Source organism: Burkholderia sp. E168m15, assembly GCF_016586105.1.
Lineage (GTDB): Bacteria > Pseudomonadota > Gammaproteobacteria > Burkholderiales > Burkholderiaceae > Burkholderia > Burkholderia orbicola.
Genome location: NZ_BCPO01000142.1, coordinates 1 through 13624, shown reverse-complemented (window position 1 = coordinate 13624; position 13624 = coordinate 1). Strand labels below are relative to the sequence as shown.

At 70.7% G+C, this 13624-nt stretch carries 13 protein-coding genes; 4 read left to right on the top strand and 9 right to left on the bottom strand.

Features of this window, described 5'->3' with window-relative positions:
• A partial coding sequence (locus JMF86_RS21290; RefSeq protein ID WP_201317139.1) for a sensor histidine kinase occupies positions 1–1192 on the top strand: 1192 nt, incomplete at its 5' end.
• Between the two features lie 55 nt (positions 1193–1247).
• On the opposite strand, the gene JMF86_RS21285 is transcribed toward JMF86_RS21290, so the two are convergent.
• The 8 genes from JMF86_RS21285 to JMF86_RS21250 form a co-directional block, all read right to left on the bottom strand.
• Positions 1248–2114: an MOSC domain-containing protein gene (locus JMF86_RS21285; protein WP_011547827.1), complete on the bottom strand. Its 867-nt coding sequence runs from the start codon at positions 2112–2114 to the stop codon at positions 1248–1250.
• Between the two features lie 87 nt (positions 2115–2201).
• Positions 2202–3155 (bottom strand): ABC transporter substrate-binding protein, encoded by a 954-nt coding sequence (locus JMF86_RS21280; protein ID WP_006479154.1) that lies wholly within the window; start codon positions 3153–3155, stop codon positions 2202–2204.
• Positions 3156–3188: 33 nt separating this feature from the next.
• Complete coding sequence (locus JMF86_RS21275) at positions 3189–4373, bottom strand: cytochrome c (protein WP_011547826.1); 1185 nt, start codon at positions 4371–4373, stop codon at positions 3189–3191.
• Positions 4374–4423: 50 nt separating this feature from the next.
• Positions 4424–5245, bottom strand: coding sequence for an ABC transporter ATP-binding protein (locus tag JMF86_RS21270; RefSeq protein WP_011547825.1), 822 nt, complete (start codon positions 5243–5245; stop codon positions 4424–4426).
• Positions 5239–6336: an ABC transporter permease gene (locus JMF86_RS21265; protein ID WP_011547824.1), complete on the bottom strand. Its 1098-nt coding sequence runs from the start codon at positions 6334–6336 to the stop codon at positions 5239–5241. Before JMF86_RS21265 ends, JMF86_RS21270 begins: the two co-directional genes overlap by 7 nt.
• A 4-nt stretch (positions 6337–6340) precedes the next feature.
• Positions 6341–7375 carry an ABC transporter substrate-binding protein gene (locus JMF86_RS21260; protein ID WP_011547823.1) on the bottom strand — a complete coding sequence of 345 codons (1035 nt, stop codon included), beginning with the start codon at positions 7373–7375 and terminating at the stop codon, positions 6341–6343.
• 31 nt (positions 7376–7406) lie between these two features.
• Positions 7407–8246, bottom strand: a complete 840-nt coding sequence (locus JMF86_RS21255; protein WP_011547822.1) for a class II aldolase/adducin family protein — start codon at positions 8244–8246, stop codon at positions 7407–7409.
• A gap of 33 nt (positions 8247–8279) precedes the next feature.
• The gene (locus JMF86_RS21250) at positions 8280–9365 is read right to left on the bottom strand and encodes an LLM class flavin-dependent oxidoreductase (RefSeq protein WP_011547821.1); all 1086 of its coding nucleotides are present in this window, start codon (positions 9363–9365) and stop codon (positions 8280–8282) included.
• 246 nt (positions 9366–9611) lie between these two features.
• On the opposite strand from JMF86_RS21250, the gene JMF86_RS21245 reads away from it, so the two are divergent.
• Entirely contained in the window at positions 9612–10970 is a 1359-nt protein-coding gene (locus JMF86_RS21245) for an acyl-CoA dehydrogenase family protein (RefSeq protein ID WP_011547820.1), read from the top strand.
• A gap of 79 nt (positions 10971–11049) precedes the next feature.
• Here the strand turns inward: JMF86_RS21245 and JMF86_RS21240 are convergent, their stop codons facing one another.
• A complete protein-coding gene (locus tag JMF86_RS21240) occupies positions 11050–12024 on the bottom strand; it encodes a LysR family transcriptional regulator (RefSeq protein ID WP_011547819.1) in 975 nt (324 codons plus the stop codon).
• Between the two features lie 17 nt (positions 12025–12041).
• Here JMF86_RS21240 and JMF86_RS21235 point away from each other — a divergent pair, with 17 nt between their 5' ends.
• On the top strand, positions 12042–12608 hold the full coding sequence (locus JMF86_RS21235; RefSeq protein ID WP_011547818.1) for a cysteine dioxygenase: 567 nt from the start codon (positions 12042–12044) through the stop codon (positions 12606–12608).
• Positions 12609–12713: 105 nt separating this feature from the next.
• The coding region (locus tag JMF86_RS21230; protein ID WP_269189820.1) for a rhodanese-like domain-containing protein at positions 12714–13624 on the top strand (911 nt) is incomplete at its 3' end.

Here is a 13624-nt window from a genome sequence, read left to right as displayed (position 1 = left end):
CGACGGCGGCAAGATCTACTACCTGATCCGCGAGGACAACGGCCACACGATCACCGGCTATCCGGACCTGCCGCTGCCGCAGGGCCGCGACGCGGGCGACGGCGCGTTGTTCGTCACGCGGTACTACGACGTCGTGTATCGCGGCGAACAGTTGCGGATGGCCGCACTGCGCATCCCGGTGCACGACGTGCCGACCGCGCAGTCGCGCATCGTGTGGGTGATGGTCGGCGAGACGATCGAGGCGCGCCAGGCGCTCGCGCGCGAGATCCTGATCGGGTCGCTGTTGCAGGAAGGGCTGCTCGTCGTGCTGGCGCTCGGGATCGTGTGGCTCGGCGTCGGCCGCGGGCTGCGGCCGCTGAACCGGCTGTCGGCCACCGTCGCCGCGCGCAGCGAGGACGACACGACGCCGCTCGACACGGGCGCGATGCCGAGCGAACTCGCGCCGCTCGTCGATTCGATCAACCAGTACATCGGCCGCACGCAGCGGATGCAGGTGGCGCGGCGGCGCTTCTTCGCCGATGCGGCCCATCAGTTGAAGACGCCGCTCGCGGCCGTCCAGGCGGGCGTCGAACTCGCGCTGCGGCCGGACGAGCAGCCGCGCGCGAACGTGCATCTGCGGCGCGCGAACGGCGCGGTGCGGCAGGCCGCGAAGATCGTCCAGCAACTGCTGTCGCTGTCGCGGCTCGATTCGGACAGCGGTCATGCGGTCGCGCACAAGCCGGTCGCGCTGCACCGGCTTGCCCGCAGCGTGACGCTCGACTGGTCGCCCGTCGCCCGCGCGCGCGACATCGATCTCGGCTTCGAACACGAAGCCGACGTCGACGTGCTCGGCCAATCCGACTTGCTCGGCGAGATGATCGGCAACCTGATCGACAACGCGATCCGTTATGCGGGCGACCATGCGGTGATCACGGTGCGTATCTCGCGCGACGGCGAACAGGCGCGGCTCGACGTGATCGACAACGGGCCGGGCATTCCGGCCGACGAACGCGACGCGGTGTTCGAGCGCTTCCATCGCGGCAGCAAGACGCAGACGGTCGAAGGCACCGGGCTTGGGCTGTCGATCGTGCGGGAAATCGCGCGCGTGCATCAGGGCAGCGTGACGCTGGCCGATGCGGCCGGCGGCGGCCTCGTCGTGACGATCCGGCTGCCGGCGGCGGCGGCGAGCGACGCGATGCCGCGCGCCGCGTGATCGGACGCGACGAGACGGCGCGTGAAGGGAATGCGGGGCGCTGTCCGGCTCCGGCTCAATCGCCGAAGCCGATCTCCGCTTCGACCGGCTGCCCGACTTCGAGCCACGCGCCCGCGCCTGCGACGACGATCGCGTTGATGCCGAACGTCAGCGCGCCGTCGTAGTTCGGGTTCGCGCGATAGGTCTGCATCGTGTCGGTCGGCTCGTGCGGCCATGCCGGATCGGGTGCGCCGGTGGCCTGGTCGATCGTCGGCATCGGGCAGCGCGTGCACAGCTTCACGAGCCGCAGCCGCACCGGCGTATCGCCGTCGACGTCGAGATGCTCGACGAAATCCTCTTCGTACGCATCGAGATCCGACACGACGATGTTCGGCCGGAAGCGGTTCATCGGAATGGCCGGCGCGCCTTTCGCGGCGAGCCGCGCGTTCAGGTCGTCGAGCGACGACTGGCCGATCACCAGCAGCGGATAGCCGTCCGCGAACTGCGTATGCGTATCGATCTCGCCGGTCCATTTGCGGTTGCAGCCGCGGCGCGCGTCGGGGCCGAAGCGTGCGAGCTTCGTCGGCACGCCGAGGAATTCGGTGAGCCATGCGGCCGTGTCGGCGCCGGTGTCGATCGCGTCGACGGTGTCGCGCCACACGGTCGCGGCGATCTTCGGCGTGGCGGGCGTCGCGTCGCCATCGAGCGGCGTGCGGATTTCCGGCATGCCCGGCGCGTTCAGCACGAGTGCATCGCCGTCGAGCGTCGGGCGGATCAGCGCGAGGCGCGGGTGCGTGCGCTGCGTGAGCATCTGCCCGTGCGGATCGGTGATCAGCCAGTGGCGGTCGTACGCGAGGCCCGTTTCCAGCAGTTGCGCGCGTGTCAGCGCGATGCCGGCGCAGGATTTGATCGGATAGACGAAGAGTTCGGTGATGGCTGGCATGACGCTGGCTGAAGGCGGGCTGATCGAAGCGCGATTGTGCCAGATCGTGCCGCAGCCGTTTGGGCGGCTGCGCGCCGCCCGCGCTCGTCACGCGAGCGGGAAGCCCGTGTCGAAGGTCGTGCGTACGTCGAGCGGCTGGCGCAGCAGCCCGGCCTTCAGGTAGAAGTCGGCCGTGCGTTGCTGCTCGGCGATCACCGGCGCGTCGATCGGCAGCCAGCGCGTGCCGCGGCGCTCGAATTGCAGCTTCGCGGCGGCCGGCGGAATGCCGATGATGCGCGCGAGCGCCGCCGAATACGCGTCGACGTGCCGGTACGACCAGGCCTGCGCGCGCACGACGCGCCGCAGGAAATCGTGCAGCACGTCGCGTTTCGATGCGATCGCCGCGTCGGTCGCCGCCAGATAGCTGAGGCCCGACCACAGCCCGCGGCCGTTGACCAGCACGCGCGCGCGGCCGCTCGTTTCGGCGAGCGCGGTATAGGGCTCCCAGGTTGCCCACGCGTCGATCGAACCGGTGGCGAGCGCCAGCATCGTGTCGGCCGGCGGCAGGAAGCGGAACGACACGGCGTCGGGCGGCAGGCCGGCCGCGTCGAGCGCCTTCAGCGTGACGAAATGGCCGATCGAGCCGCGCGTGGTGCCGATGCGCTTGCCTTTCAGGTCGGCCGCGCCTTTCAGCGCGGCGTCGGGCTGCACGAGCACGGCCGTGCCGTACGGATCGGAACGGTTCGCGCCGATCACCTTGATGCGGGCGCCCGATGCCAGCGCGAAGATCACCGGCGCGTCGCCGATCGGCCCGCAGTCGACGGCGGCCGCGTTCAGCGCTTCGGCGAGCGGTGCGGCGGCAGGAAATTCGGTCCACGCGATGTCGTACGCGAGGCCGTTCAGTTCGCCGGCCGCTTCGAGCAGTGCGCGCAGCCCGCCTTTCTGGTCGCCGGCGCGCAGCAGCGGGCGTGCGCCCGATTGCGCGCGCACGACGGCGGGGGCGGCGGCGATCGTGGCAAGGGCGCTCGCCTGGGCGAGGAAGTGGCGTCGGGTCGGATTCATCGTGAAGTTCGGTTGAGGGAAGGGTTCATGAATTCAATGCGGGAGCCCGGCTTGTACGTCGCGCACTGGTTCCCGATCGACGCGCAGCAGCAGTGCGGTCAGCGCGTCGCCGCGGGTGGCCGGCGTGGACGGCCGGACAGCCGCCGTATCCGAGCGGCACAGCAGGTCGGCGTCCGACCAGCCGGCGCTGCCCGGCAACGCACGCGCGCGCAGCCAGCCGCGTCGATCCGCAAGCAGTTGCGTGCCGCCGAGCGCATCGGGCGCGACGCCGGCAATCGTCGCGAACGCGCGCCACGCATCGACGGTCGTCGCGACGCAGTTCGCACGCGAGCCGGTCGACGATGGCACCGACACCCCGTTTTCGGTGACCAGCAAGGTCTGCCAGCGGGCGTCTTCCTGCGGTGGCGTCGCGCCGGGCGCAAGCGCGACGACGCGCACGCGCTGGCCTTCGCGCCAGCGCTCGAGCGCTTGAGGCGCGGCGTCGCCGCACCGCACGTCGAGGGCCGGCAGCGGGACCGGCACCGGCCACGCGCCTTCTGCCTGCGCGCCGCTGCCGGCAGCCAGCGCTTTCAGGTAGTCGAGCACGGCCCAGGTGTCCTGCGGGCCGAGGGTCGCCGCAAAGCCGGGCATCGTCGGCGCGCCGTGCTCGTCCTGCGTGCCGTGGCGCACGCGCCAGAACAGTTCGCCGTCGAGGCGACGCGCGAGCAGCGCGCCGGCGAAGGTCGGCGGCCAGTGCGCGAGCGTGGCCGCGAGCGGCCCTTCGCCGCGTCCGTCCGTGCCGTGGCAGGCCGCGCAATGTTGCGTGTACAGGTGCGCGCCGCGCATCACGTTCGCTACGGAAAACGGCGCGGGATCGCGCTGAAAGCTGGTCGGCACGGCCGGCGCGAGCCACAGCGACGCGGGTGGCCACGGCGCGAACCACGCGACGGCCAGCGCGGCGATGGCCAGCACGACACGCCACTTGCGCGAAGCCAGCGCGGTGCACGCGAGCACGACGGCCAGCGCCGTCGCGCCACAGGCGAGCGCGAGCTGCCGCGTGAGCCCCGCGTCGATGCGCAGCGTCTCGAGCGCGATGCGATGCGCCCACGGCCACGCGGCCTGTCCGTCGGCGTCGCCGGTCAGGCCGATCGCGTGCAGCCCACGCGCCAACGCGATTTGCGCGCGATACAGCAGTTGCAGGAACGCGATGGCCCAGTCGGCGAACGGCGGCGCGTTCATCGCGCGCGTCCCCGGTGGATCGCGGTCAAACGTCGAACGGCATCCGGCATCTACCAGCTCGCATCGAGCCCGAGATGCCGCAGCGCGTCGTGCCGCAATTCGGCGAGGCGCGGGTCGCCGCGATGGCGCGGGTAGGGCAGGTCGACGCGCAGTTCGGCGACGATCGTTGCCGGGCGCGGCCCGAACACGATCACGCGCTGCGCGAGGAACAGCGCTTCTTCCACGTCGTGCGTGACGAGCAGCGCGGAGAAACCGTCGCGTTGCCACAGCGCGGTCAGCTCGGCCTGCATCGTGAGCCGCGTCAGCGAATCGAGCTTGCCGAGCGGTTCGTCGAGGATCAGCAGGCGCGGATCGTTGACGAGCGCGCGGGCGAGCGCGACGCGCTGCGCCATCCCGCCGGACAACTGATGCGGAAACACGTTCGCGAAGTCCTGCAGCCCGACGCGCGCGAGCGCATCGTCGACGCGATGCTGCGAGGCACGCGCCACGCCGCGTGCTTCGAGGCCGAGCGCGACGTTCGCGCGCACGCGCCGCCACGGGTACAGCGTCGGGTCCTGGAACACGACGATGCGCGACGGATCGGGGCGCTCGATCGGCACGCCATCCTGCGCGATGGTGCCTTGCCGTGCGGCGTCGAGCCCCGCGACGAGGCGCAGCAGCGTCGATTTCCCGCAGCCGCTCGGGCCGAGCAGCGCGACGAATTCGCCGGCCGCGACCGACAGCGACACGTCGTCGAGCACCGGCAGCGCGCCGTCGGGGCCGTCGAACGCATGGCTCACGCGGCGGATGTCGATGCGCGCGCCGCGCGGCGGCGTGACGGCGGGCGCCGCGGCAGTGGCCGCGGACGGTTCGAGTACGGCGGCGCTTACCATTTGACGGTTCCTTTCTGCCAGGCGAGCACACGGTCGCGCACGGCGAACAGCAGCGCGATCAGCCCGGAAAACAGCAGCGCCATCACGATCAGCGCCGCATACATGTTCACGTACGACGCCCAGCCCTGCGCCCAGCTCAAATACCAGCCGAGCCCCGACTTGACGCCCATCATCTCGGCGACGACCAACACGGTGAACGACGCGCTCAGCCCCATGAAGATGCCGACGAACACGTGCGGCAGCGCGGCCGGAATCGCGACGCGCAGCACGAGGAAGCGTGCGTTCGCGCCGAGCGTGCGCGCGACGTCGTAGTACTGCTTGTTCACGCTCGCGACACCGGACCACGTGAGCACGGCAACCGGGAAGCCCGTCGCCAGCGCGATCAGGAACGCGGCGGCCGAATAGCTCGACGGGAAGAAGTAGAACGTGAGCGGCAGCAGCGCGGTGGCCGGCACCGGCCCGAGCACGCGCAGCACCGGATGCACCCAGTAGCCGATCCGGCGCGACCAGCCGATCGACACGCCGACCGCGAAGCCGACCGTGACGCCGTACGCGAAGCCGAGTGCGAGCAGCTTCAGCGTGTTGGCGGCGCTGCCGGCGAGGCGCGGCCAGTCGTCGACGTAGACCTCGATCAGCGCCTGCGGCGGCGCGAAGAACGGCGTCGGCAGCCAGCCGGTTTTGGCGGTGACGATTTCCCACGCGGCGAGCACGAGCGGCAGCGCGACGAGCCACGGGCCGGCCGGCCGTACCCGCGCGAGCCGCGTGCGGGTCGCAGGGACGAGATGGCCGAGCGTCGCGGCGGCGAGCAGCAGCGCGGCGATTGTCCACGCGGCCGTGCCGAACGTGTCGGTGTACGCCCAGTCGCTGAAGCCTACGATCCGGTTCGGCCACAGTTGCGTGAGCGCGCCGAGCGCGGCCCATGCGAATGCGGCGGCGATCCCGGTCGGCCAGATGCGCTCGCGCCGCGCTTGCGCGGCCAGCGTGGCTTCGCACGTCGTGCAGGCTGCGCGCGCGGAACCTGGAGCGTTGGCGGCGGCGCCGGCCGGAGCCGACGCGGTGCGTGCGGCGGAAGCGTGTTCGATCGTCGACATCGCGTTACCCCAGTACGTTCGCATAGACCTGCTGCGCGAAGCGCTGCGGGTCCGTGCTCTTCTTCAGCACGCTGATGCGGCGGAAATCGTCCGCATAGAACGCGATTTCCTGCTGCAGGTCGACGTTGGTCGGGTGATGCGTGTAGGTGAGCGTCGCATACAGCTTGCGCAGATCCTCGGGGCTGATCTTCGGCGAATACTTCGCGAACACCTTGGCGGCTTCGTTCGGGTTGTCGTGCGTGTATTCGGTGGCCTGCACGATCGAGCGCGCGAGCGCGGCGGCCGACGGCCGGTCGTTGCGCACGAGGTCGCCGCGCGCGCCGATCACGCAGCACACCTTGCGCGCGTATTCGCCGGACAGGTTGGTCGCGAGTTCGGTGTACGCGCCGTTGCTGCGCTTTTCGAGCAGATACAGATTCGGGTCGCCGTCGGCGATCGCGTGGATCTCGCCCTTGTCGACCGCGACGCCGAGCAGGTCGGCCGGATACTGCCGCCACGTGATGTCGCGCTCCGGATCGACGCCATTTTTCGCGAGCAGGATCGAGAAGAAGTGCTTGCCGGGCGCGGCGAGATCGCTGACGCCGACCGTCTTGCCCTTCAGCGCCTGCAGCGTCGTGACGCCGGCCGCCTTCGCGCCGAGCAGGCGCACGCAGCCGCCGTGCGAACTGCCGATGATCTTCACGTCGAAGCCGGCTTCGAGCGGCTTCAGCCAGCGGTGGATCATCCCGACCGCCGCATCGGCCTTGCCGGTCGCGATCGATTCGAGCAGTTGATCGGTCGAGCCGCTGTAGTTGATCAGATCGACCTGCAGCCCGTTCTTCTCGAAGAAGCCGCGCTCCTGCGCGACGACGATCGGCGTCAGGCAGAACGCGTTCTGGTTCCACGCGAACGTGAGTTTCTTCAGCGGCGGCGCGGACCACGCCTTGCGGCCGAGCGTGATCGCAGGGACGGCGAGCGCGGCGGCGCCGGCCGCGCGCAGCAGCCGGCGGCGTTGGTCGTCGTGCGTGTCGGCGGGCGCGGGTGCGGTGGTGTGGGTCATTGTGTGGTCTCCGGGGTGGCGCAAGGGCGGCTCAGTCGAGCAGATCGGGTTCGTCGGCGACGACGCGCGCGAACAGGCTGTCGAACGCATGCAGCGCACCGTCGGGGCCGCCGATCTGGCCATGCGTATGACGCGCGGTCGCGTGATCGATCGGTTGCGGCGTGCCGGCCGCTTCGGCCAGCAACTGCGTGTGCGCGGCATTGTCGAGCGCGATGTACCACCACGCGGCGGCCTCGACCGTCGGGCCAGCCGTCAGGATGCCGTGGTTCTTCAGGATCACGCCCTTGTGCGTGGTGCCGTCCGGCTTCGCGAGCGCATCGGCGATCCGCGCGCCTTCGCTGGTGTCGACGACCATCCCCGTGAAATCGTCGAACAGCGCGTGGTCTTCATAGAACACGCACGCGTCCTGCGTGAGCGGATCGAGCGGGCGGCCGAGCGTCGACCAGGCCTTGCCGTAGGTCGAATGCGTGTGCGCGGCGGCGACGACGTGCGGATGGGCTTCGTGGATCGCCGCATGGATCGCGAACGCGGCCTTGTTCAGCGGCCGTTGACCGATCGCGGTTTCGCCGCGCGCGTTGACGAGCAGCAGGTCGGAGACCTTGATCTGCGAGAAATGCACGCCGAGCGGGTTCACCCAGAAATGATCGGGCAGCTCCGGATCGCGCGCGGTGATGTGGCCGGCGAGGCCCGACGCGAAGCCGAAGCGCGCGAACAGGCGGAACGCGGCCGCGAGCCGCTCCTGCCGGTGGCGGCGCTCGGCGGCCACGTCGATGCGCGGCGCGGGCGGGTCGAACCAGAAGTGCTGGCGCGGGGTGTCGGCGAGCACGAGGCCCGATGCGGTACGGTCGGGCGACGAAAGGACGGCGGACATGGTGGCGTAGGGCTCCGTATGGTTCCGTGGGGCTCAGGCGGCGCGGCGGGCCGCGTCGCGTGCGGCGACGGCGCCGCGCACGCGCGGAATCAGTTCGCGGCCGTAGTCGATCGCGTCTTCCAGCGGATCGAAGCCGCGGATCAGGAACGTCGTCACGCCGAGGTCGTAGTAGTCGAGCAGCGCGTCGGCGACCTGTTCGGGCGTGCCGACGAGCGCCGTCGAATTCGAGCGCGCGCCGGTGAGCTTCGCGATCTCGGTCCACAGCCGCTTGTCGACGCGCGAGCCGCGCTCGGCCGCGGCGAGCAGGCGGCGCGCGCCTTCGCTCTGCTGCGGGCCGCCGGCGCCGAGCCCGGCCGCTTCGCGCAGCCGGCGCGTTTCGTCGAGGATGCGGTGCGCACGCGCCCATGCTTCGTCCTCGGTCGCCGCGAGGATCGGGCGGAACGACACGGAGAAGCGCACCTGGCGGCCGTGCTTCGCGGCTTCGGTGCGCACGCGGGTCGTCAGGTCGCGCACCTGGTCGAGCGATTCGCCCCACAGCGCGTAGACGTCCGCGTGCTTGCCGGCCACCGCGAGCGCCGCTTCCGACGCGCCGCCGAAGTAGATCGGCACATGCGGCTGCTGAAACGGCTTCACTTCCGAGAAACCCTGCTTGAACCGGTAGTGCGCGCCGTCGTGATCGAACGGCTGCGGTTCCGTCCAGATCCGCCGCAGGATGCCCAGGTATTCGTCGGTGCGCGCATAACGCGCGTCGTGATCGAGGAAATCGCCGTCGCGCTGCTGCTCGCTGTCCGAGCCGCCGGAGATGAAGTGCACGGCGAGCCGGCCGCGGCTGAACTGGTCGAGCGTCGCGATCTGCCGCGCGGCGAGCGTCGGCGCGGTGAAGCCCGGGCGATGCGCGAGCATGAAGTGGATGCGCTCGGTCGCGGCCGCCGCGAACGCGATCGTCAGCGTCGCCGACGGGCCGGTCGAGTGATGCGGCACGAGAATCCGGTCGAAGCCGGCCGTTTCGTGGGCGCGGGCAAAGTCGCGCACATAGTCGGGATCGACCACGGGGCCGGACGCCGGGTGGATTTCCGACTGTTTCTGGCTCTGGATCATGCCGATGAATTCGACGCTCATCTGGGTCTCCGGTGCAGGGACGTTCCGGCGCACGGCCGGGCGGGAATGGAGCGCAGGTTAACGCCGCGATCATGCGGAATGGAAATAATCAATCCCGATTTGAATATCAGATTTGCATGGTTTGGGGGCGCATGCGTTGCGCATACGCTGTGGGCTCGTGAATGATCGGGCGCGCGCGGGTGCCGCGTTTGCCGCCTTTGTCGTCTTTTCGCCGCCGTGTTCGACCTACCCAGGGAATCCGTTTCGATGTCCGCCAGCCTTGCCGCTTCCTCGCCGTCACCGCAACCTGCGCTGCGCCTTCTGCCTGCCGATGCGGCCGGCACCGCTGACGTTGCAGACGCCGACGAGACGAACGACGCGCGCCTCGCCGCGCTGCTCGAGCGCCTCGCCCCCGAACTCGCCGCCGATGCGGCCCGCAACGACATCGACGGCCGCTTTCCGCACGAGAACTTCGCGCGGCTGCATCGCGCCGGGCTGATCGCGCAGGTCGTGCCGCGCGAGCATGGCGGCGCCGGGGCGACGCTCGCGCAGGCGAGCCGGATCGTCGCGGCCGTCGCCGGGGCCGATCCCGCCACCGCGCTGGTGTTGACGATGACGTATCTGCAGCATCGCGCGCTCGGCCGCGCCGACAACCGCTGGCCGGCGCAGGTGCGGCGCGCGGTGTTCGACAGCGCGGTCGCGCACGGCGCGCTGATCAACGCGCTGCGCGTCGAGCCCGCGCTCGGTTCGCCGTCGCGCGGCGGGCTGCCGGCGACCATTGCGCGCCGCGACGGCGACGGCTGGCGGCTGTCGGGCCACAAGCTCTACAGCACCGGCATTCCGGCGCTGCGCTGGCTGGCCGTGTGGGCGCGCACCGACGAACCGGCGCCGCGCGTCGGCGTGTTTCTCGTGCCGCGCGAGCGCGCGACCGACGGCGAGCGCATCCGCGTGATCGAAAGCTGGAATCATCTTGGCCTGCGCGCATCGGGCAGCCATGAAGTCGTGTTCGACGAGGTGCCGCTGCCGGCCGAATATGCGGTCGACGTGCGCGCGCCGGACGCATGGGCCGTGTCGGCCGCCACCCATGCGGATGCCGACGCGCAGGCCGATCAGCAGGCGTGGATGGTCGCGCTGCTCGGCAGCCTGTACGACGCGGTGGCGCGCGCATCGCGCGACTGGCTGGTCGAATTCGCGACGACGCGTGCGCCGAGCGGGCTCGGCGCGCCGCTCGCGACGCTGCCGCGCGTGCAGGAGGCGGTCGGCGAAATCGAGGGCTGGCTGCACACGAACCGGGTGCTGCTCGACGATCACATCGCGCGCACCGACGCCGGCAATGCGCCGTCGGTGACGACCAGCGGTCTCGTCAAGCGCACCGTGACCGAGCAGGCGATCCGGACGGTCGAGCAGGCGCTGAAACTGTCGGGCAATCACGGGTTGAGCCGCACCAATCCGCTGGAGCGCCACTATCGCGACGTGCTGTGCAGCCGCGTGCATACGCCGCAGGACGATGCGATCGCGGTGGCGGCGGGGCGGGCGGCGCTCGATGCGGCGCCGCGCGGGCAGACGCACGCGGCGGCGGACGCAGCGTCACGCAACGGGGGCGAACGCGGTCGACATGATGCGTGAGCCGGGCCGGGTTGCCGGGCACGGCAACGGCGTGGCGCGCCGCGCGGCCGTCGTGGCCACGACGGCCGCCACAGTCAGGTCAAGCGGCCTTGTCGTGCGATCGCTCGGGCAGCGCGAACGCGGCGCGCGCATGCGCGGCGATGGCCGCGAGCGGCGCGTCGAAACGGGCCGCATCGTGCCGGCGCAGCAGCCACAGATCGATCTGCGGCTTGAAATCGGCGAGTGGCACGATGTCGAGCGCGTCGCGCAGCGGGCTGCCTTCGACGAGCGGCAGCGGCATCAGCCCGAGGCCGAACCCGTTCGCGACGCTCTGCAGTTGCAGGTCGCGGCCGTACGCGTCGAGCGTGACCGGCATCGGCAGACCCTGGGCGTCGAGCGCGCGCCGCAGGCCCGCACGAAAACCGCAGCCGTCCGGATTGAGCACCCAGCCGCGCGCATGGCAATCGGCGAGCCGGTAGCTGCGGCGCGGCCAGTCGCCCTTGCGGCCGACCGCGACGAGCCGCGTGTCCAGCAGCCGAACGCCTTCGACCTGCGCCGGCAGCACCATTTCGCGGGCAAGGAAGACGAGCGCCGCATCGAGTTCGCGGCGGGCGATGCGTTCGACGAGCAGGCCGCCCCATGCAGTCGTGACCTGCGTCGCGAGCGCGGGCCATTGCGCGGCGAGATCGCCGATGAGCGCCGGCAGCATCAGCTCGCCGAGCCCCTGCGTGACCCCGATCCGGAATTCGCCGGCCGGCGGCTGCTGGCCGGCCGTCAGTTCGCGCAGCGCGTCGACCTCGCGCAGGATCGCGCGACACTGTTCGAACACCTGCCGGCCGATGTCGGTCGGGCGCGGCGGCTTCGTGTTGCGGTCGAGCAGCGTCACGCCGAGCGCTTCCTCGAGATTCTGGACGCGCCGCGTGATCGCGGGCTGCGTCATCCCGAGCTCGGCCGCGGCCTGGCTCAGGGTCTGGCAGCGGACGACCGCTGCAAAAGCGTCGATATCGCTAATTTTCATGTTTGTTCTGCATGGTCTTTCAGGTGCATCATGACGATCCATTATATTCGGCATCATATTCGAGGAGACGGCCGATGAGTACGCTTTCGTTGCAACAGACGCCGCTGCGCCCGTTCGTCGAGGGTCTGGATGCGCTGCTCGCGTCCGGCGCGAACGAGGCGCGCATTCTCGACGAGGGCGGCGCGCTGCTCGCCGCGCTCGTCGAACACGACGACTGGTTGCCCGACGCGTTCGCGCAGCCCGATCCCGAGCGCTACCGGCAGTACCTGCTGCATCTCGACCCGGACGAACGCTTCTCGATCGTCAGTTTCGTGTGGGGGCCCGGCCAGGCGACGCCGATCCACGACCACACGGTGTGGGGGCTGATCGGGATGCTGCGCGGCGGCGAGTTCTCGCAGCCGTACCGGTTCGACGCGGCCGGCAAGCCGGTGCCTGCCGGCGACGCCGTGCGGCTGCGGCCGGGCGAGGTCGAGGCCGTGTCGCCGCGCATCGGCGACGTGCATCGCGTGACCAACGCGTTCGCCGACCAGGTATCGATCAGCATCCACGTGTACGGCGCGAACATCGGCAAGGTCGAGCGCGCGGTGTACCTGGACGACGGGACCGTGAAGCCGTTCGTGTCGGGCTATTCGAATGCCTGACGCACGGCCCGCTGGCGTGACCCGTTGCGGGCGCGCGCCGGCAGGGCCACGCTCGATCCGTTCCGCTTCATTCACCGACTTCAACGCATTCAACATAGAGACATCGTGACGCAATCCGCCGATTCCATTTCCCGCTTTCCCGTCGCGTCGTACGAGGATGTACGCGCGCGCCTGCTGGCCCGCGACGAGATCGCGCTGATCGACGTACGCGAGGAAGATCCGTACGCACAGGGCCACCCGCTGTGGGCGGCCAACTTTCCGTTGTCGAAGCTCGAACTCGACGCATGGACGCGGATTCCGCGCCGCGACACGCCGATCGTCGTGTTCGGGGAAGCGGGCGGCGAGGATCTCGCGCCGCGCGCGGCCGCGACGCTCGCGCGGCTCGGCTACACCGACGTGCGGCTGCTCGACGGCGGCCTCGCGGGCTGGGTCGCGGCGGGCGGCGAACTGTTCATCGACGTGAACGTGCCGAGCAAGTCGTTCGGCGAATGGGTCGAGGCGGAGCGCCATACGCCGTCGCTGTCCGCGCAGGAGGTCCAGGCGCTGATCGATGCGAAAGCCGATGTCGTGATCGTCGACGCGCGCCGCTTCGACGAGTACCAGACGATGAACATCCCGACGTCGACCAGCGTGCCGGGCGCGGAACTCGTGCTGCGCGTGCGCGCGCTTGCACCCGATCCGCGCACGCAGGTGATCGTCAACTGCGCGGGCCGCACGCGCAGCATCATCGGCACGCAATCGCTCGTCAACGCGGGGCTGCCGAATCCGGTCGCCGCGCTGCGCAACGGCACGATCGGCTGGACGCTGGCCGGCCAGACGCTCGAGCGCGGTGCGGCGCGCCGCTTTCCGGACGAGATCGACGCGACGCAGCGCGCCGAAGCCCGTCAGGCTGCCCGCGCGGTGGCCGAGCGCGCGGGCGTGCCGCGCATCGCGCTCGAGGACGTCGCCACGCTCGACGAACCGGGCCGCACGCTGTACCGCTTCGACGTGCGCACGCCCGAGGAATACGAAGCCGG

Coding starts and splice junctions, on each gene's coding strand:
- JMF86_RS21245 (WP_011547820.1), top strand. CDS start 9,612: ATGTCCGCCAGCCTTGCCGCTTCCTCGCCGTCACCGCAACCTGCGCTG.
- JMF86_RS21275 (WP_011547826.1), bottom strand. CDS start 4,373: ATGAACGCGCCGCCGTTCGCCGACTGGGCCATCGCGTTCCTGCAACTG.
- JMF86_RS21235 (WP_011547818.1), top strand. CDS start 12,042: ATGAGTACGCTTTCGTTGCAACAGACGCCGCTGCGCCCGTTCGTCGAG.
- JMF86_RS21250 (WP_011547821.1), bottom strand. CDS start 9,365: ATGAGCGTCGAATTCATCGGCATGATCCAGAGCCAGAAACAGTCGGAA.
- JMF86_RS21260 (WP_011547823.1), bottom strand. CDS start 7,375: ATGACCCACACCACCGCACCCGCGCCCGCCGACACGCACGACGACCAA.
- JMF86_RS21280 (WP_006479154.1), bottom strand. CDS start 3,155: ATGAATCCGACCCGACGCCACTTCCTCGCCCAGGCGAGCGCCCTTGCC.
- JMF86_RS21270 (WP_011547825.1), bottom strand. CDS start 5,245: ATGGTAAGCGCCGCCGTACTCGAACCGTCCGCGGCCACTGCCGCGGCG.
- JMF86_RS21265 (WP_011547824.1), bottom strand. CDS start 6,336: ATGTCGACGATCGAACACGCTTCCGCCGCACGCACCGCGTCGGCTCCG.
- JMF86_RS21240 (WP_011547819.1), bottom strand. CDS start 12,024: ATGATGCCGAATATAATGGATCGTCATGATGCACCTGAAAGACCATGC.
- JMF86_RS21285 (WP_011547827.1), bottom strand. CDS start 2,114: ATGCCAGCCATCACCGAACTCTTCGTCTATCCGATCAAATCCTGCGCC.
- JMF86_RS21255 (WP_011547822.1), bottom strand. CDS start 8,246: ATGTCCGCCGTCCTTTCGTCGCCCGACCGTACCGCATCGGGCCTCGTG.